12 protein-coding genes and 1 pseudogene are annotated in these 18,359 nt (G+C 75.1%); 6 read left to right on the plus strand and 7 right to left on the minus strand.

Annotated elements, in window-relative coordinates; all coding sequences use genetic code 11:
* Positions 1-4 precede the first annotated feature (4 nt).
* Positions 5-859: pseudogene (locus AB0C78_RS20715) on the minus strand (alpha/beta hydrolase); the annotation flags it as partial.
* Positions 860-1,094: 235 nt separating this feature from the next.
* Here AB0C78_RS20715 and AB0C78_RS20720 point away from each other — a divergent pair.
* Entirely contained in the window at positions 1,095-1,382 is a 288-nt protein-coding gene (locus tag AB0C78_RS20720; RefSeq protein WP_360750227.1) for a hypothetical protein, read from the plus strand.
* Between the two features lie 50 nt (positions 1,383-1,432).
* On the opposite strand, the gene AB0C78_RS20725 is transcribed toward AB0C78_RS20720, so the two are convergent.
* The 3 genes from AB0C78_RS20725 to AB0C78_RS20735 all read right to left on the minus strand — a co-directional run bounded on the left by AB0C78_RS20725 (position 1,433) and on the right by AB0C78_RS20735 (position 6,600).
* A complete protein-coding gene (locus AB0C78_RS20725) occupies positions 1,433-3,700 on the minus strand; it encodes a SulP family inorganic anion transporter (RefSeq protein ID WP_360750229.1) in 2,268 nt (755 codons plus the stop codon).
* A gap of 158 nt (positions 3,701-3,858) precedes the next feature.
* On the minus strand, positions 3,859-5,760 hold the full coding sequence (locus tag AB0C78_RS20730) for a hypothetical protein (RefSeq protein WP_360750231.1): 1,902 nt from the start codon (positions 5,758-5,760) through the stop codon (positions 3,859-3,861).
* 255 nt (positions 5,761-6,015) lie between these two features.
* The gene (locus AB0C78_RS20735) at positions 6,016-6,600 is read right to left on the minus strand and encodes a YbhB/YbcL family Raf kinase inhibitor-like protein (RefSeq protein WP_151541383.1); all 585 of its coding nucleotides are present in this window, start codon (positions 6,598-6,600) and stop codon (positions 6,016-6,018) included.
* Between the two features lie 379 nt (positions 6,601-6,979).
* Between AB0C78_RS20735 and AB0C78_RS20740 the strand changes: the two genes are divergently transcribed.
* Both AB0C78_RS20740 and AB0C78_RS20745 read left to right on the plus strand, forming a co-directional pair.
* Complete coding sequence (locus AB0C78_RS20740; protein WP_360750233.1) at positions 6,980-8,353, plus strand: NAD(P)/FAD-dependent oxidoreductase; 1,374 nt, start codon at positions 6,980-6,982, stop codon at positions 8,351-8,353.
* A gap of 90 nt (positions 8,354-8,443) precedes the next feature.
* A complete protein-coding gene (locus AB0C78_RS20745) occupies positions 8,444-11,719 on the plus strand; it encodes a BTAD domain-containing putative transcriptional regulator (protein ID WP_360750235.1) in 3,276 nt (1,091 codons plus the stop codon).
* Here AB0C78_RS20745 and AB0C78_RS20750 read toward each other — a convergent pair whose 3' ends face one another.
* Entirely contained in the window at positions 11,720-12,688 is a 969-nt protein-coding gene (locus AB0C78_RS20750; protein WP_360750237.1) for an Lrp/AsnC family transcriptional regulator, read from the minus strand.
* Between the two features lie 110 nt (positions 12,689-12,798).
* Here AB0C78_RS20750 and AB0C78_RS20755 point away from each other — a divergent pair, with 110 nt between their 5' ends.
* Positions 12,799-14,139 (plus strand): MFS transporter, encoded by a 1,341-nt coding sequence (locus AB0C78_RS20755; protein WP_360750239.1) that lies wholly within the window; start codon positions 12,799-12,801, stop codon positions 14,137-14,139.
* On the opposite strand, the gene AB0C78_RS20760 is transcribed toward AB0C78_RS20755, so the two are convergent.
* Together AB0C78_RS20760 and AB0C78_RS20765 are read right to left on the minus strand one after the other, a co-directional pair.
* A complete protein-coding gene (locus AB0C78_RS20760; protein ID WP_360750241.1) occupies positions 14,123-14,932 on the minus strand; it encodes an ABC transporter permease in 810 nt (269 codons plus the stop codon). The genes AB0C78_RS20755 and AB0C78_RS20760 overlap by 17 nt on opposite strands.
* Positions 14,929-15,921, minus strand: a complete 993-nt coding sequence (locus AB0C78_RS20765) for an ATP-binding cassette domain-containing protein (RefSeq protein WP_360750243.1) — start codon at positions 15,919-15,921, stop codon at positions 14,929-14,931. Before AB0C78_RS20765 ends, AB0C78_RS20760 begins: the two co-directional genes overlap by 4 nt.
* A 200-nt stretch (positions 15,922-16,121) precedes the next feature.
* Between AB0C78_RS20765 and AB0C78_RS20770 the strand changes: the two genes are divergently transcribed.
* Positions 16,122-16,682 (plus strand): PH domain-containing protein, encoded by a 561-nt coding sequence (locus AB0C78_RS20770; protein WP_360750245.1) that lies wholly within the window; start codon positions 16,122-16,124, stop codon positions 16,680-16,682.
* A complete protein-coding gene (locus tag AB0C78_RS20775) occupies positions 16,679-18,352 on the plus strand; it encodes a PH domain-containing protein (RefSeq protein WP_360750247.1) in 1,674 nt (557 codons plus the stop codon). The genes AB0C78_RS20770 and AB0C78_RS20775 overlap by 4 nt, the downstream gene beginning before the upstream one ends.
* Positions 18,353-18,359 lie beyond the last annotated feature (7 nt).

Below are 18,359 nucleotides of genomic sequence, written 5' to 3' on the forward strand. Positions count from 1 at the left end.
CGTGGTTGAGCGTCGGCCAGTCGCGGTGCACGACCGGGACCCCGGCGGCGTCCAGCGCGGCGGCGTAGGCGGCGCCCTCGTCCCGTAGGGGATCGAAGCCGGCGGTGTGGACCGCGGCGGGCGCCACGCCCGCGAGGTCCGCGGCGCGCAGCGGCGACACCCGCCGGTCGTCGCCGCGTCCCGGCGGGCGGTACAGCTCGGCGAACCAGCGCATCCCGGCCATGGTCAGCCCGTACCCGTCGGCGCGTTCGGCCCGGGACGGGTAGCGCGCGTTCACGTCCGGATCGGCGTAGCCGCCCGTGACGTCGGTGACCGGGACGACCAGCAGCTGCCCGGCCAGGCGGACGCCCAGGTCGCGGCAGGCGAGCGCGACGGACGCGGCGAGTTGGCCGCCCGCGCTGTCACCCGCGACGGCGAGCGGCCCGGTCCGGGTTTCGGCGAGGTGCAGCGTCGCGGCGAGGCAGTCGTCGAAGGCCGCCGGGAACGGGTGCTCGGGCGCGAGCCGGTAGTCCACGCCTATCACCGCCGCGCCGGACTCCACCGCGAGGCGGCGCATGTGCTGCCGGCGCGTCCGCAGGTCGCCGGCGATCCACCCGCCGCCGTGGAAGAACGCGACCGCGGCCTCGGCGGGCCGGGCGGCGGGCTCGACGACCAGCGCGGGCACCGGTCCGGAGGCGGTCTCCAGGGCGGTGGCGCGCTCGGCGAACGGGACCGGCGGGTCCGGCAGCAGCGCGAGCGACCGCTCGTTCACGGCCAGGGAGTGGCGGCGCGCGCCCTCGACGGACTCGTCGGCGGCCGTCGGGTCCGCGGCGCGGTGCCGCAGCCACTCGGCGATGTCGGGATCGAAACCGGTGCTCACGGGGCCGGACCTCCTGCCGTAGGACGTAGGACATCCTACAGTGCGCCGCTCGGGCGTCCAGAGCTGAGATGTGCAGGGAACCTCGCACGCGAGCCGAGTGGCGTGGATCTCGGCGGCTTCGGGTCACACGACACAAACGACCTGAAAGAGCGCGCCTAACGTCATCTGTAGAGCTGATCGCCGGTTCGGCGGGAGGCGGCGGGGCGCGGTGGCCGCCCCGTGGAGAGGAGCGCTGATGTCCATCATCATCGTGTTCGTGGCCCTCGTGCTGACCGGGGTGCTGGGGGCCCTGGTCTACCTCGCGGTCTTCGCGCGGGCCAGCCGCAGCGACACGCTTTTCACGCCCCCGGCGGGCCGCGGCGCGCGCGCCGCGCGGCGGGTGACCGGAGTGTACGTCCGCGACCCGCGGCAGGAGGGCGCCCTGTACCACCGCGGTTCGCCGCGGAACGTCCGTCCCGCGATCGACGACGGCAGGACGGAGGACGACGGCCGGATGCGCGGGGAGCAGCTGGTCGGACGGTGAGAAAAAAGGGTCTCCGGGGCAGCGCCCCGGAGACCCTCACGCGTCAGGTGTCAGGACCTGCGGTCGCCGGGGTTCCGGTAGGCCGACTCCGGGACGTGGTTCGGGATCGTGGCGAACTTCCCCTCGGCACGATCGAGGACCTTGACCGTCGCGGACTTCAGATCGAAGTAGAGCCCCACGAGCTCCAGCTCGCCGGCCTCGGCGCGCTCCCGGAGCCACGGGTAGGTGAGCAGGTGGTCGAGCTGCTGCATCACGTTGACCTGGCTCAGCCGGGCCAGCGGGTCGTCGCCGTGGTCCTGCTCGGCGCGGAAGCGCTCCAGGGTCGGCCCGCCGAGCCGGAGCCAGCGCGACAGCCCCTCCAGGTGCGCGACCTCCTCGCCGCCCGCCATGACCGCGGCCATCGCGCCGCAGTTGGAGTGCCCGCAGACCGCGATCGTGCGGATGTCCAGCACGTTGGTCGCGTACTCCACCGTCGCCATGACCGAGTCGTCCGGGACGGCCGAGCCGTGCGGCGGGACGAAGTTGCCGACGTTCCGGTTGATGAACAGGTCGCCCGGCCCGCTGGCGGTGATGATGTTGGGAACGACGCGCGAGTCCACGCAGGTGATGAAGAGAAGCTCCGGCTTCTGCTCCATCGCCAGCTCGGCCATGATCGGCCGCACCAGCCCGGCGGTGCTGTCGTGGTACTCGCGGACGCCGTCGAGCAGGACGGAGGTCGGGGACGGGGTCTCGGCGGCGCTCGCGGAGCGTCGCTGCCGATTCGCCCATGGAGCCCACCAGCGTGCGGTAGGGGACGACTTACGCGGCGAAGACAAATCACCTGTCACCCCTCTTTCATACCAACCCTCGTGAACCTCGTCGATGTCGACCCTGCCTCCTTGGCGCTCGTGCGCCAGCCGCCACTGGTGGACGGCGTCGAAGGCGGCATGATCCATGAAGTCGACGTTGAGGTCGAGGTCCACGCCGGCCCCCGCCGGGACGGACCGCAGCGCGCGCGTCACCCTCGGCACCCCGAGGAACGTGAGCGTTCCCTCCACGACCACGTGCCAGCGGGCCGGGACGTCCCCGTCGCCGGGCGCGGGCACGAGCCGCTCGGTCCGGACGGTGAGCCGGGTCAGCCGCCGCAGCGCCAGCACCGCCGTGACGGCGATGCCCAGCAGCACGCCCTCGCCGAGGCCGAGGACGACCACGCCGGCGAACGTGGCCGCGTAGGCGGGCGCCTCCCGATGGTCGCGCAGGTCACGGATCCGCGCGGGGTCCACCAGCCGGACGCCGAGCACCACCAGCAGCGCCGACAGCGCCGACAGCGGGACGCGTTCGATGACCGGCCCGCAGGACACCGCGAGCACCAGCACCCACACCCCGTGCAGCACGGCGGACAGCCGGGTCCGGGCGCCCGCCTCCAGGTTGGCGGTGCTGCGGACGATCACGCCCGCGACCGGCAGGCCGCCGAGCAGCCCGGACACCGCGTTCGCGGCGCCCTGCGCGGCCAGCTCGCGGTCGAGGTCGGTGGGCGCGACCCCGGCGGGCCGGACGCGGTCGACCGCCACGCTGCACAGCAGCGACGCGACGGCCGCCACGACCGCGAGCGAGACGACGGCGCCCGCGACGCCGTGCGGTGACCCGTGCGGCAGCTCCGGAAGGCCCCAGCCGTGCAGGAGGGTCTCCGGCAGGTCCACCCGGTCGGCCCGCCACCCGAACGCCCACGTGGCGGCGGTGGCGGCGGCGATGGCGGGCAGCGGGCCGGGGATCAGGCGCAGCCGGCCGCCGCGCGGCAGCCGGGACCAGCCCAGCAGCACCAGCACGGTCAGCGCGGCGACGAGCGCCGAGTGCGGCGCCGGGTGCAGCAGCTGCCCCGGCAGCTCCCGCAGGTTGGCCACGGCGGACTCCTGCGGGCCGCCGCCCAGCACGACGTGGACCTGGCTGAGCACGATCACCGCCCCGACCCCGGCGAGCATGCCGTGCACGACGGCGGGCGACACGGCCAGCACGACGCGCGCCACCCGGCTCAGCCCGAGCACGACCTGCAGCAGCCCGGCGAGCAGGGTGATCGTGCAGGTGGCCCGCCAGCCGTAGCCGGCGATGAGGTCGGCGACCAGCACGGTCAGCCCGGCGGCCGGGCCGCTGACCTGCAGCGGCGACCCGCCGGCCAGCCCGGCGACGACGCCGCCGGCGACGGCGGCGACGAGCCCGGCGGCGACCGGCGCGCCCGAGGCGACCGCGATGCCCAGCGACAGCGGGATCGCGACCAGGAACACGACGAAGGACGCGAGCACGTCCCGGCGCAGTGCAGATGCATTGAGTGGCTTTGAAGTCACTCTCCGTATCCAATCAGGATTCTCCGGTATCGCGCCCCCGAACGCACCGCCCGCGCCGCCCTCCGCGTGCCTGAGAAACGAACCACGCGTGCCGGAGAAACGAGCGAGGACCGCCAGAAAACCGGCGGTCCTCGTCCCGTCGCTTGCGCGGTGCCGCGTCAGCGGCGGTAGTTCTCCCAGTCGTCGGGCTGCTGCCGCGACCCGTACGGGTTGCCGTCGTTCGGCTGCCCGCCCTGCTGGTAGCCGCCCTGCTGCGACGACCCGGGGTACCCCGAGCCGTACGCCTGGGTGGCGCCCGGGTCGTGCGGCGCGGCCAGCGGGTCGCCGCCGTTGTAGCTGCTGCCGCTGAAGTCGCCGTAGGCGCCCGTGCCGCCGCCCTGCCCGCCGGAACCGTACGGCTCCCGCGACCCGCCGCTCAGCGGGTCGTCGTAGCGGGGCGACTCGCCGTACGCCGGCGCGGTCGGGTACCCGTCGGTGTGCGAGCCCTGGCCGTACCCGGCACCGGATCCCGTGCCGGACGCGCCGTACCCGCCGTCGAAGCCGCCGCCGGAGCCGGTCGCGCCGCCGGACGCCGGCGGGGGCCACGGGCCCGTGCCGGAGCCGCCGCCCGAACCCGTGCCCGCGCCGGAGCCGGTGCCGAACGAGCCGGTGCCGAGCGGGTCGCTCAGCGGGTCGTTCAGCGACCCGTACGAGCCGCCGGAGTCCCCGGACGGGCCGCCCGCGGACCGCTGCCGGTCGGTCTGGATGCGCTGGAGCAGCTCGTCCACCGTCGGCAGCTTGTGGTTGTCGGTGTCGGAGCCCGATCCGCCGGACGGCGCCCCACCGAGGCCGCCGTGCGCCGCCGGAGCGGCCGGGGCCGGGGGAGCGGCCGGGGGCGCGGGCGGCATCGCCTCGGCCGGGCCGGGCAGCCCGCCGGTGCTCTCGCCGAACCCGCGCACGGGCTCCTCGGTGCGGCCGAGCGGCAGGCCCAGCGGGTCCGCCGCGGGCGGCGCCTGGTGCGGCGCCGGCGGCTGCGGCGCGGACGAGCCGAGCGGCAGGTCGTAGGCGTCCGGGCGCCCGCCCGCCGGACGCGAGCCGAGCGGGTCGCCGCCGAAGTCGCCGTAGGACGGCTCGTGCGGGGACCCGTACTGGGGCTGGTCGGGGACGCCGTACTGCGGCTGGTCGCCGTAGCCGGGCTGGTCCTGCGTGCCGTAGTGCGGCTGGTCGCCGTGCCCGCCGAACTGCTCGGCGCCGCCGTAGGACGGGTCGTACTGGTCGGCCGCCCCGTACGCCGGCTGCGGCTCCTGCCCGCCGTACACCTGCTGGTCGGGCACGCCGTAGGGGGCCTGCGGCCCGGTGCCGGACGGCCCGCCGAGCGCGCCGAGGTCCGCCGGGATCGGGTCGTGCGAGGTGGAGCCGGGGTCGGCGGCGAACGGCGTGGCGCCCTGGAAGCCGCCGCCGGGGACCTGCTGCGGGCCGGTGCCGGACGGGCCGCCGAGGCCGTTGAGGATCGTCCCGTCCGCGCCGAGGGCGACCGGCTGGGTGAGGCCGGGCTGCTCGACGGCGGGCTGCTGCTCGGGCGGCGCCACGTGCTGGGTCGCCTGCGCCTGCTGGGCGGCGTGCTGGGCGTTCAGCGGGTCGGCCGCCGGGTCCGGCTCGCCCGCCTCCTGGCCGTGCTGCCAGGGGAACTTGGGCTTGTCGAAGGTGATGGTGGCCCAGTAGTCGTCGTCCTCCATCTCGTCCGACGCCTGGCCGCCGGGAGCGGGCGGCGGCGGGGACGAGGGAGCGGCGGGGGCCGGGGCGGCGAGCGGCCCGCCGGCGACGCGCCGGTCGAAGCCGGGGTCGGGGGCGGCGCCGCCGTAGCCCTGGTCGTACCCGGGGCCGTAGCCGTCGTCCTGCACGCCCATGTCGTCGGGCGGCGGCGGGACGCCGCGGCGGCCGCGCGGCTGCTGCTGCGGCTCGTCGTCCATCCAGTCGTCGTCGTCGCGGCCGGCCCTGCTGGCCCGCAGCCCGAGCGCCACGAGGACGACCACCAGGACCACGACCACAATGAGGCCGAAGACCACGATGTAAGAAGTCATGCCACCACCCAATGCCTTGGCCCGGCGAGAGTCGTCGGCGCGGTCCGCGGGTCGGGCCCGTTCGTCGCCGGCGGTCGGTCATCCTCGGAGTAGGTCCGATTCTGTCCGACCGCTATGACCGTTGTCACACCCTTCGCGCACATTTACCCTCACCCGACGCGTACCGGCCGGCCCGTTCGGGCCACCCGCACACCCCTGTTGGCTCCAGCCCCCCGAAGGGGTCCGCGCCGACCCCGGCGCCCGGAGGCTCCACGGTCAACGCGCCTGATTGCCGCCGAAGTTCCCGGTGATCCGGCCGCGGCCCACCGTGTGCTCGGCGATGGCGCCGAGCGAGTCCCTGAGCTTGGCGCCCTGGCGGAACGGCGCCGGACCGTCCAGCGCGTAGATGGTGAACCGGTACCGATGCCGCTCTCCCTTGGGCGGGCACGGGGGCGCGTATCCCGCCTTCTTGCCTGTGGTGAGCCCCTCGACGGCGCCCTGGATCTCGGCGCCCTCGACGAGCTCGTTGGTCGTGCCGTCGATCCCCGCGATCACCCAGTGCACGTAGGCGCCCTCCGGGGCGTCCGGGTCGTCCATCACGATCGCGAACGACCTGGTCCCGGCCGGCGCCGACCAGTGCAGCGGCGGGGTCTTTCCCTCGCCGCCAGGGTACTTCGCGCAGCCGTACCGCGTGGGCAAGTCGCGCCCATCCCGGAAGACCGGGCTGGTCACGGTGAACCACTCCGACAGCTCGGCGCTCTTGTTCTGGGGCTGGCCGATCAGCCCGCAGCCGCCCAGCGCCGCGGTGAGCGCGAGGGCGCCCGCCGCGGCCAGGATCGGACGCCGGTCTCTGCTCTTCATTCGTTACGCTCCCGGGCGAGATCGTACGCTGCGCGCCGCCGGATCGCCGTCATCCGGGTCCCGCGCGCACCGCGCCGGTGGCGCCCCCTTTCTCGTCCGGCCCAACCTTAGGGCTTCCCCGGGTGTGGAACGGGCCTTTCGGCCGCCCGCGGCCGTGGCGCCGCTCGTCAACCGCGATGTGAGTTGCGTCATGCGTGGTTTGCCCCGTTCCAGGCGAATTTTTGGGAAGGAGTGGCGAGTTTCACACGCCTGGTAACGCTCCACTTTGCCGGATCGGGAAGTTTTCGTGTTCTTTCCTGGTTCTCGGTTGGTGTCGAGCACGTTCCATCGGCTAGTTTGTGAATGTCTTCACAAGCCGACCGTGACATAGGAGGCCGCAATGGCCAGGACCGCCGAGGAGACCCCTGGCGCTCCCCACATCCTCATCGTGGGTGGCGGCTATGTGGGCATGTACACCGCCCTGCGCCTGCAGAAGAAGCTCAAGAAGGAGCTCAAGCGGGGCGAGGTCAAGGTCACCGTCGTTGACCCCAACTCGTACATGACGTACCAGCCGTTCCTCCCCGAGGCCGCCGCCGGGAACATCTCCCCGCGGCACGTCGTCGTCCCGCTCCGCCGGGTGCTGCCCCGCTGCACCGTGCGCAAGGCGCGGGTCACCGAGCTCAACCACGACGAGGGCTGGGCGATCGTCCAGCCGCTGGCCGGGCCGCCGGAGCGGATCTCCTACGACTACCTGGTCATGGCCGCCGGCGCGGTGCCGCGGCTGCTGCCCATCCCCGGGCTGGCCGAGAACGGCATCAGCCTCAAGACCGTCGGCGAGGCCATCCACCTGCGCAACCACGTGCTGGAGCAGCTGGAGATCGCCGAGTCGACCGACGACGTCGACCTCCGCCGCAAGGCGCTGACCTTCGTGTTCGTCGGCGGCGGGTTCGCCGGCGTCGAGGCGATCGCCGAGCTCGAGGACATGACCCGCGACGCCACCAAGTACATGCGCAAGGTCACCCCGCAGGACCTGCGGTTCATGCTCGTCGAGGCCGCCGACCGCATCCTGCCCGAGGTCGGCCCCGACATGGGCAAGTGGACCGCCGAGCAGCTGCGCGGCCGCGGCATCGACGTGAAGATGAAGACCTTCCTGCAGTCCGCCGTGGACGGCCAGATCGAGCTGTCGGACGGCAGCAGCTTCCAGGCCGGCACGCTGGTGTGGAACGCGGGCGTCAAGCCGTCCCCGGTGGTCCGGCACGGCGACCTGCCGGTGGACGAGCGGGGCCGCGTCAAGGGCACCGAGTACCTCACCATCGAGGGCCTGGTGCGCGCGTTCACCGCCGGCGACAACGCCGCCATCCCCGACCTCACCCAGGACGGGATGTTCTGCCCGCCGAACGCCCAGCACGCCGTCCGGCAGTCCAAGGTGCTGGCCGACAACATCGTCCGGTCGCTGCGCGGCAAGGCCCTCAAGCCGTACGTGCACGGCAACCTCGGCGCCGTCGCCGGGCTCGGCCTGCACAAGGGCGTCGCGAACCCGATGGGCTTCAAGCTCAAGGGCTGGCCCGCGTGGTTCTTCCACCGCAGCTACCACGGTGCGATGGTCCCGACGTTCAACCGCAAGATCCGCGTCATCGCGGACTGGACGCTCGCGCTGTTCCTCAAGCGCGAGACCGTCTCGCTGGCCAGCGTCGAGCAGCCGCGCGCCGACTTCGAGCTCGCGGCCCTGGACGACATCAAGCCGAAGGCGAAGTCGAGCGAGCCGGCGGCCTGACCCGCCCCCCTCGCCCGGCATCCGGAGCCCCGGCGGTCCCCGTGACCGCCGGGGCTCCGGCATGTCCGCCGGTGGGGGAGAATCGCCGGTGTGCGGATCGGGATCCTGGGGCCCCTGGAGGTGCGTGCGGACGGCGCCCCCGTCGAGGTCGGGGGAGCGCGGCTGCGGGCGCTGCTGACGCTGCTCGCCCTGGACCCCGGCGCCCTGCTGCCCGCCGAGCGGATCGTCGACGCGCTCTGGGAGGACGCGGTGCCGCGCGGCGCCCCGAACGCCCTGCAGTCGCTGGTCTCGCGGCTGCGCGCCGCGATCGGCCGCGCGGCGGTCGAGTCGCGGTCCGGCGCGTACCGGCTCGTCCTGCCGCGCGAGAGCGTCGACGCGCACGCGTTCGAGGCGCGGGTCGCGGACGCGCGGCGCGCCGGCGACGCGGCGGCCCGGTCGGCGGGGCTGCGCGAGGCGCTCGCGCTGTGGCGCGGGCCCGCCCTCGCCGACGCGGCCGGGCTGCGGTTCGCCGACGCGCCGTCCGCACGGCTGGACGCGCTGCGCCGCGCCGCGCAGGAGGAGCGCATCGACGCCGACCTCGCCCTCGGCCGGCACGACGAGCTGATCCCCGAGCTGCGCGCCCTCGCCGCCGGCGACCCCCTCCGCGAACCCGTCACCGCGCTGCTGATGCGCGCCCTGTACGCCGCAGGCCACCAGGCCGAGGCGCTCACCCGGTACGAGGACGCCAAGCGCGCCCTCGCCGACGGCCTCGGCGTCGACCCGTCGCCCGAGCTGGCGGCCGTCCACCTGGCGGTGCTGCGCCGCGACCCGGCCCTGGCGGCCCGTCCGGCGCCCGCGCCCGCCGCCGCGTCCGGCCCGGAGCGACGCCCCGAGGCTCGCCCGGAGCCCGCGAAGGGCAACCTGAGCGCGCCGCTGACCAGCTTCATCGGACGCGGCGCGGACCTGGAGCGGGTCGGCGCGCTGCTGGCGGGCGCCCGCCTGGTCACCCTCACCGGCCCCGGCGGCGCCGGGAAGACCCGGCTGTCGGTCGAGGCCGCCCGCCGCTACGGCGACCCCGGCCCCGCAACCGCGCCGGACGGCGCCTGGCTCGTCGAGCTGGCGCCGGTCACCGACCCGGGGGAGGTGCCCGCCGCCGTCCTCACCGCGCTCGGGCTGCGCGAGGCGCCGCAGCCGAGGCCCGGCCAGCGCGCCGCGCCGCCCGATCCGCTGGACCGGGTCGTCACCGCCCTGTCGGGACGGCGGATGCTGCTGGTCCTCGACAACTGCGAGCACCTGCTCGACGCCGCCGCCCGGCTGGCCGACCGGGTCCTGGCCGGCTGCCCCGGCGTCCGGATCCTGGCGACCAGCCGGGAACCGCTCGGCATCACCGGCGAGACGCTCTGGCCCGTCGGGCCGCTGGAGGCGCCGCCGCCGTCCGCCGCGCCGGAGGACGCGCTCGCCCGGCCCGCCGTCCGGCTGTTCGCCGACCGCGCCGCCGCCGTCGCGCCCGGGTTCGCCGTCACCGCCGCCAACGTCGCCCCCATCGTCCGGATCTGCCGCGCGCTCGACGGCATCCCGCTCGCGATCGAACTCGCCGCCGCGCGGATGCGGGCGCTGACGCCCGCGCAGGTCGCGACCCGGCTGGACGACCGGTTCCGGCTGCTCAGTGCGGGCAGCCGCACCGCCATGCCCCGGCACCGGACGCTGCGGGCCGTCGTCGAGTGGAGCTGGGACCTGCTGGACGAGCCCGAACGCGCGCTGTGCCGCCGCCTCGCCGCCTTCCCCGGCGGCGCCACGCTCGACACCGCCGAGCAGGTGTGCGCCGGTCCCGGCCTCGACCGCGACGCCGTCCTGGACACGCTGGCCGCGCTGGTCGACAAGTCCCTGGTGACCGTGGCGGGCGCGGACGGCGAGCCCCGCTACCGGATGCTGGAGACGATCCGCGCCTACGGGGCGGAGCGGCTGGCCGAGGCGGGCGAGGAGCACGACGTCCGCCGTGCGCACGCCGGCTGCTTCGTCCGGCTGGCCGAGGAGGCGGAGCCGCACCTGTACCGGGCCGAGCAGCTGGAGTGGCTGGACCGCCTCACCGCCGAGCACGACAACATCTCGGCGGCGCTGCGCTGGACGATCTCCGCCGGGGACGCGGCGACCGCCGTCCGGTTCTGCGCGGCCCTCGGCTGGTACTGGTTCCTGCGCGGCGAGCTGCGCGACGGCGCCGACCACCTGGCGGACGTCCTCCCGCTCCCGGACGTCCCGGACGACGAGACCACCGCCCGCGCCCTCGCGCTCGGGGCCATGGCCTCGCTGGACAACCAGCTCGACGGCGACCGCGTGCTCGGCTGGCTGGCCCGCGCCAGGGCCCTGTGCGCCGGCCGCGATCCCGCGCGCCTCCACCCGGTGCTGCGGCTGATGCTCACCACCATCGACATGTACACGGTCGGTTGGGACGACACGACCGCGATCGGCGTCGACGGCCTGCTCGACGACCCGGACCCGTGGGTCCGCGGGCTGGCGTACTTCATCCGCGGCCAGATCGCCCACAACTTCGGCTGGTCCGGCCGGGTGCAGGAGGACTGCGAACGGGCGCTCGCCGCGTTCCGCGAGGCCGGCGACCGGTGGGGGCTGTCGTTCACGCTCGCCGCGCAGGCGGAGATCGCCGGCCAGGACGGCGACCACCGCCGCTCCGTCGCCCTGTTCGAGGAGTCGCTGCGGCTGAACGCCGAGCTGGGCGGCGGGACGGCGGCCCTGGTCCACGTCCACATGAAGCTGGCCAACGAGCTGGACCTCGTCGGCGAGCGCGAGCGCGGCGAGGCGCTGCTGCTCGCGGCGGTGCAGGGCGTCGACGCGTCACGGCGGACGGAGGAGGTCGCGGCCGTGCACTACCAGCTCGGCGAGTTCGCGCGCCGCTCCGGCGACCAGGCGGAGGCGCGGCGCCGGCTGTCCCGCGCGGAGGAGCTGACCAGGGACATCCCCGGCCCGCCGCAGTTCCGCGCGATGGTCCTGTGCTCGCGCGCGCAGCTCGACATGGCGATGGGCGCGATGGACGAGGCGTCCGCCCGGCTGGACGAGGCGGTGCGCGGCGCCGCCCGGGCCCGCGACTACCCGATCCTGTCGTACGTCCTGGCGGGCCTGGCCGAACGGGCGCGGCTGCTCGGCGACCCGGAGCGGGCGGCCGTGCTGCTCGGCACCGCCGACGGGCTGCGCGGCGGCCCCGACCTGTCGCTGCCCGACGTCCTCGCCATCAAAACCGCCGTCCGCGACGACCTGGGCGAAGCCGCCTACACCGCCGCCTACGACCGCGGCGCGGCCCGGACGTTCGACGACGTCGTCGGCGAGTTCGCGCTGGAGCGGCCGCCCGCGTCCACCATGCACCGCCCGCCCGGCTGATCAGAGGGGGAGCGGCGGGCCGGCGCGCTTCACGGTGCGGATCACGGGGGCGCTCTCCAGCGTCGCGATGCCGTCCAGCGAGGCGACGCGCCCGGTGAGGTAGCGGGCGAGGTCCTCGGTGTCGCGGCAGTTCACGACCGCGACCAGGTTCGTCGGGCCGGTGGTGAGCGCGACGAACGACACCTCCGGATGCGCGGCCATCGCCGTCGCGACGTCCTGGAGCGCGGACGGCCGCACCGCCATCCACAGCCGCGCCTCGGCGTGGAAGCCGAGCCGCGCCGGCTCGATGTCGACCTGGTACCGCAGGACGCCCGCGGCGCGCAGCGCCTCGGCGCGGCGCCTGACCGTGGAGTCCGACCATCCCGTCGCCTTCGCCAGGTCGGCGTACCCGGCCCGGCCGTCGGCGGCGAGCGCGGCGAGCAGCGCCCGGTCGGCGGCGCCCACCTCGATCGGCTGCGTCCCGTCCTCCGGCGGGGGCGGCCGGAGCCGGGCGGCCTGCTCGTCGGACAGCACCGCCGGGCCGAGCCAGGTGCCGGGCAGCGCGTAGCTCCGCAGCAGCAGGTGCGCCGAGACGCCGATGACGCGGCGGGTACGGGGCAGCTTCTCCAGCAGCAGGGCGTCCCGCTCGTCCGCCGACCGGGTCTGCGTGTTGCAGGAGATCTCCGTCCCGCCGGACAGCAGGTGCACGAACGAGGTGTCGTCGCGGGCCGCGAGCGCGCCCGCGATGGATCCGGCGGCGTCCGGGGTGCAGCGCAGCCGGATCGTCCATGAGGTGTAGCCGAGCCGCGGGCCGTTCACCGTGCCCGTGACCCGCAGGACGCCGGACGAGCGGAGTCGCCGGTACCGGCGCGCGACGGTGTTCTCGGAGACGCCGAGCACCTCGCCGATCCGGCTGAACGGGGCCCGCCCGTCGATCTGCAGCGCGTGCACGAGCCCGCGGTCGATCTCGTCCAGCGTGACGTCATCCATCAATCGACAGTAATAGATGACGGATTCCGCCGTGATCCCGTTCCTGCTTGGCGGACGCGTGCCCACGCCGCCGACGCTGTCGAGGTCTTCAAGCGAAAGGAGAGCCTCCGATGCGCCGATGGACGCCGCTCGCCGCGGTCTGCCTGGGCTCCTTCATGTTCATCCTCGACACCACGATCGTCGCGGTCGCGCTGCCCAGCGTCGCTAGCGGCCTGCACACCTCCCTGTCCGGCCTGCAATGGGTCGCGAACGTCTACACGCTCGTCCTCGCCGTGCTGATGCTCCCGGCCGGGTCGTTCGCCGACCGGTACGGGCACCGCGCCGCCTACACCGCCGGGCTGGCGATCTTCGCGGCCGCGTCCGCGGGCTGCGCGCTGGCCCCGGACGCCGCGACGCTCATCGCCGCCCGCGCCGTCCAGGGGATCGGCGGCGCCGCCATGGCCGTCACCGCGTTCTCCCTGCTCGGCGCCGTCTACCAGGGGCCCGCGCTCGGCACGGCGATGGGCGTGTGGGGCGCCGTCAGCGGCCTCGGCGGCGCGGCCGGGCCGATGCTCGGCGGCGTCCTCACCGCCGCGCTCGGCTGGCGCGCGATCTTCCTCGTGAACCTGCCGGTCACGCTGCTCACCCTCGTCCTGACGGTGAAGGCGATCGGCCCCGGGGAGCGCGCCGCGCGGCCCGCCGCCCTCGACCCGGCCGGCATGGCCCTCTTCGCCGTCTGCGCCGGTGCCCTCACCACGGCGCTGACCTGGGCTGGCACGGACGGCTGGGGTGCGCCCCCCGTCCTCGCCGGCCTGGGCGCCGCGCTCGCCGCTTTGGCCGCGTTCGTCGCTCTCGAACTACGCCGCCGCCACCCGATGCTCGACCTGCGCCTGTTCCGCGACGCCGCGTTCTCCGCCGTCATGATCTGCGTGCTCGCCTCGTCGGCCGCGTTCGCCTGCCTGATCTACACCTCGATCTGGCTCCAGTCGGCGGTGGGCCTCGGCCCCGTCCGCGCGGGCCTCGCGCTGATGCCGATGGCCCTGACGACCTTCGCGGTCTCCACGGTGAGCGGGCGCCGGGTCCCGCCGCGGACCGCGGTCACCGGAGGGCTGCTGCTCAGCGGCGTCGGCTGCGCGCTGCAGGCGCACCTGGACGGCGGCTCCGGCGCGTCCTCGATCACGCTCGGGCTCGTCGTGACCGGCGCGGGCGTCGGCCTGATGATCCCCGCGATGGGCGCCGCGGTCATGACGGCCGCGCCACCCGAGCGGCGCGGGATGGCCGCCGGCGCGATGACCACCTTCCGCCAGCTCGGCCAGACCCTCGGCGTCGCCGCCCTGGGCGTCCTCTTCCAGAACGCCCCGCACGACACCGCCAAGGGCCTCGACCACGTCTACCTCGCCGCCGCCGTCACCGGCCTGGCCGCCGCCGCCCTCGCCTTCACCGCCCTCGGGAAGATCAGGCGCGCTTCTTGAACGCGCGCAGCGACAGCGGCGCGAAGACCAGGGAGATCCCGACGCCCCAGGCCAGCGCGATCCACGCGTGCTCCAGGACGGGACCGCCGACCAGCAGGCCCCGCATGGACGCGACCAGCTGCGTCACCGGGCTGTTGTCCATGCAGAACGCCAGCCAGCCGGGGATGCCCTTGGTCGTCGGGATGAACGCCGTGCTGAGGAAGCTCAGCGGGAAGATCACCACGAAGCCGAAGATCTGCACCTTCTCCGGCTCGTTGACCTTCATCGCGATGTACACCGACGTCCAGGAGAACAGCAGCGCGAACGTGAGGAGCAGCAGGAACGCGAGCAGCACCGGCAGGACGCCGGTGTGCACCCGGAACCCGATCGCGAACCCGACCCCGAGCAGGATCAGCATCGACCACGCCTGCTTGACGGTGTCGGCGATGATCCGGCCCGCGAGCGGCGCCGACCGCGAGATCGGCAGGCTGCGGAACCGGTCGAACACCCCCTTGGTGATGTCGGTGTTCAGCCCGAAACCGGTGCTCATCCCGGCGAACAGCGCGTTCTGCGCGATGATCCCCGGGATGACGATCGGCAGGTAGGCGTGCACGCTGCCGGCCATCGCCGGCCCGAACACGTACGCGAACAGCAGCACGAACATGATCGGCTGGATGGACAGGTCCAGCAGCTCCATCGGGTTGTGCTTGATCTGGACGAGGTTGCGCCACGCCAGCGTCAGCGTGTTGCGGACGGCGATGCCCGGCGACACGCGCTTGGCGAGGTCCTGCGGCGCGAACGTCGTGGCGGTCATGCCGACGCCCCTTCCCGGTCGGCGGCCTGCTCGAGCGCGCCGGCCTCCGCGTCGATGTCGTCGGTGTGGTGGCCGGTGAGGGCGAAGAACACCTCGTCCAGGCTGGACTTGCGCAGCGACAGCTCGCCGACCGCGACGCCCGCGTCGTCGAGCCGCCGGACGACGGCGGGCATCAGCGCCGGGTCGGTGATCGGCGCGGACACCAGCCCGTCCCGGGTCTCCGGCTCGGCGCCGGTGAGGTCGGCGACGATCCGCGCGGCGGCCTCGCCGTCCGCCTCCCGGATCGGCCGCAGCTCCAGCACCTGCCCGCCGACCTGCTCCTTCAGCCGGTCGGACGTGCCCTGCGCGATCACCTGGCCGCGGTCGATCACCACGATGTCGTCGGCGAGCTGGTCGGCCTCCTCCAGGTACTGCGTGGTGAGCAGCACGGTGACGCCGTCGTCGGTCAGGCCCCGGACGATGTCCCAGAGGCCGCCGCGGCTGCGCGGGTCGAGGCCGGTGGTCGGCTCGTCCAGGAACAGGAACTCCGGCCGGCCGACGAGGCTCGCCGCGAGGTCGAGGCGGCGGCGCATCCCGCCCGAGTAGGTCTTGGCGGCGCGCTCGGCCGCCTCGGTGAGCTCGAACCGCTCCAGCAGTTCCGCCGCGCGCGCCCGGGACGCCCGCCGCGAGATGCCGAGCAGCCGCCCGATCAGGATGAGGTTCTCGGTGCCGGTGAGCATCTCGTCGACCCCGGCGTACTGCCCGGTGAGGCCGATCAGCTGCCGCACCTTGTGCGCGTCCTTCACCACGTCGTACCCGCCGACCCGGGCGCTGCCCTCGGTCGGCTCGATCAGCGTGGCGAGGATCCGCGTCGCCGTCGTCTTCCCGGCGCCGTTCGGGCCGAGGACGCCCAGCACCGTGCCGGGCTCGGCGGTGAGCGAGACGCCGGCCAGCGCCCTGGTCTCACCGAACCGCTTCACCAGGCCGTCGGCCTGGATCGCGTAGGACATGTGATCTCCTAGGACTCGGTCTGCCGGACATTCCCGCCCGACGGGGACGGACCCGCCAACCTATGCGTGCCCCAGGTCCGTCCGCATCCACTTTTCCGCCGCCCCCGGCGGCTCCCCGGGCACGTCCGGCCACCTTCGCAGCCGGTACTGACAAAACGCTGGCAGCGCCCGGTTTTCTCCGGACGTTCTAGACTCGCGGTGTGACGTCGGTGCGGCGCAGTCACCACAAGGACGGCGGGGGGCCGCACCCGCCGCGGCTGCGGCCGCCCGAACACCGGGTGTCGCCGCGCGCCATCGCGCACTGGGCGATCGAGTACCTCCTGCTGTGGGGGCTGGCGTTCGGGCTCGCGCTCGGCGTCGCCGCCTGGCTCGGCGACGCGGGGTGGAGCGGCATGCCCGGCTGGCTGTCCGGGCGCGTCGGCTGGCTGCCGTACATCGTCGGGACGGCCGGGTTCCTCATGGTCACCGCGGCGCCCGTGTGGCGGTACCGGGTGCACCGCTGGGAGGTCAGCGCCGACGTCGTCTACACCCGCACCGGCTGGTTCAGCCGCGAGTGGCTGCTGGTGCCGGTCAGCCGGATCCAGACCGTCGACACCGAGCAGGGCTGGATCGAGCGGCTGCTCGGCCTCGCCACCATCAAGGTCAACACCGCGTCGCACACCGGCTCGTCGGAGGTGGCGGGCCTGCCCGCGGACGTCGCGACCCGCCTCGCCGAGCAGCTCGCGCACCGCGCGCACGACCTCCGCGACGACGCGACGTGAGCGTCCGCCCCGAGGCCGGAGAGCCCGCCGCCGCGGACCGCCCGCCCGCCGCGCCCCCTGCGCCCGCCACGCCCGCCGCGCCTGCCGCGCCCGCCGCGCCTGCCGCGCCCGCCGCGCCTGCCGCGCCCGGCGCGCCTGCCGCGCCCGGTGTGTCCGCCACGTCCGGCGAGTCCGCTGCGGCCGTCGCGTCCGGCGAGTCCGCTGCGGGCGTCGCGGCCGGGGCGCGCCGGCGGCGGCTGCACCCGCTGACGTTCGTGGTGGGCGCCGTCCGCGAGCTGATCGCGCTGCTCGCCGCGGGCGCCACCGGGCTGCTCGTCGGCGGCATGTCCACCGCGTTCTACTTCACCCTCGCCGGGCTCGCGTTCGGGCTGGCGTTCCACGTCGCCGGCTGGGTCACCTTCACCTACGTCCTGCACGGCGACCGCATCGAGCTGCGCCGCGTCCTCATCGGACGGTCCGTCAAGAGCATCCCGCGCGACCGGATCCGCGGCGTCGACGTCAGCGCGTCCCTCCCGCAGCGGCTGCTCGGCCTCGCCGTCGTGCACATCGACGCCGGGGCGGAGGGCGGCGAGGGCACCCTCAACGCCGTGTCCCGGCAGGAGGCCGACCGGCTGCGGCGGGTGCTGCTCGCCCGCCCGTCCGCCGACCGGCGCCCGCCGCGCCGCCTCCTCGCCCGCGTGACGCCGCGCTGGTACCTGTACGCCCCGCTCAGCGGCGCCTACCTGCTCACCCCGTTCGCGCTGGCGGGCAGCGTGCTCGGCACCCTCTACAACGTCGGCGACGACCTCGGGCTCATCACCCGGCAGCGCGTCGAGACCGTCGGACACGACGTCGCCGGGGCGGCCCCCGCGCTCGCGGTCGCGCTCCTCGCCCTGATGATCGTCGCCATGCCGGTCATGTCGGTGATCGTGTTCGCGCTGTTCAACTGGGACTTCACCGTGCACGAGCGGGACGGCTCGATCCTGGTGGAGCGCGGCGTGCTCACCCGGCGGGCGGTGTCCCTCGAACGCCGCCGGCTACGGGGCGTCGAGCTGTCCGACAACCCCCTCGAACGGCGCGCCGGGGTCGTCCGGCTGGGCGCGCTCATCACCGGCCTCGGGGACGCCGCGCACCGCGGCCGGCTGCTGCCCGCCGCGCCCCGCCCCGTCGCCGAGGACCTCGCGTCCCGGGTCCTCGGCGCCGTCCCGGGCCCGCTGGTCGCGCATCCGCGCGCGGCGCGGGGCCGGCGGGTCGCGCGCGCGGTCGCGCCGCTCGCCGCCGTCGCCGCGATCGCCGTGCTCGCGGGCCAGCCGTGGGTCGCCTACGTCTGCGCGGCCCTCACCGTCCTCGCCGTGCCGCTGGGCCTGGACCGGTACCGCCAGCTGGGGCACGCCTCCGACGGCACGCGCCTCACCGTCCGGTCCGGTTCCCTGCGCCGCCGCCAGGTCGTCGTCGACCACGGCGCCGTGATCGGCTGGCGGATCCGCCGCACGCTGTTCCAGCGCCGGCTCGGCCTCGCCACCCTGTTCGTCGCGACGGGCGCGGGCGACGGCGGCTACTCCGCGACGGACATGTCCGAGTCGGACGCCGTCGCCTTCGCCGCCGCCATCACCCCCGAATGGCTCGCGCCGTTCATCGAGCGCCCGGCGCCGGAACCGCCCCCGCAAGGGGGCACCGCGCCCCGGGCGTGACCCCGGC

The sequence above is a fragment of the Actinomadura sp. NPDC048394 genome (assembly GCF_040651755.1).
GTDB lineage: Bacteria > Actinomycetota > Actinomycetes > Streptosporangiales > Streptosporangiaceae > Spirillospora > Spirillospora montaniterrae.

Coding starts and splice junctions, on each gene's coding strand:
- AB0C78_RS20720 (WP_360750227.1), top strand. CDS start 1,095: ATGTCCATCATCATCGTGTTCGTGGCCCTCGTGCTGACCGGGGTGCTG.
- AB0C78_RS20755 (WP_360750239.1), top strand. CDS start 12,799: ATGCGCCGATGGACGCCGCTCGCCGCGGTCTGCCTGGGCTCCTTCATG.
- AB0C78_RS20765 (WP_360750243.1), bottom strand. CDS start 15,921: ATGTCCTACGCGATCCAGGCCGACGGCCTGGTGAAGCGGTTCGGTGAG.
- AB0C78_RS20760 (WP_360750241.1), bottom strand. CDS start 14,932: ATGACCGCCACGACGTTCGCGCCGCAGGACCTCGCCAAGCGCGTGTCG.
- AB0C78_RS20735 (WP_151541383.1), bottom strand. CDS start 6,600: ATGAAGAGCAGAGACCGGCGTCCGATCCTGGCCGCGGCGGGCGCCCTC.
- AB0C78_RS20750 (WP_360750237.1), bottom strand. CDS start 12,688: ATGGATGACGTCACGCTGGACGAGATCGACCGCGGGCTCGTGCACGCG.
- AB0C78_RS20730 (WP_360750231.1), bottom strand. CDS start 5,760: ATGACTTCTTACATCGTGGTCTTCGGCCTCATTGTGGTCGTGGTCCTG.
- AB0C78_RS20740 (WP_360750233.1), top strand. CDS start 6,980: ATGGCCAGGACCGCCGAGGAGACCCCTGGCGCTCCCCACATCCTCATC.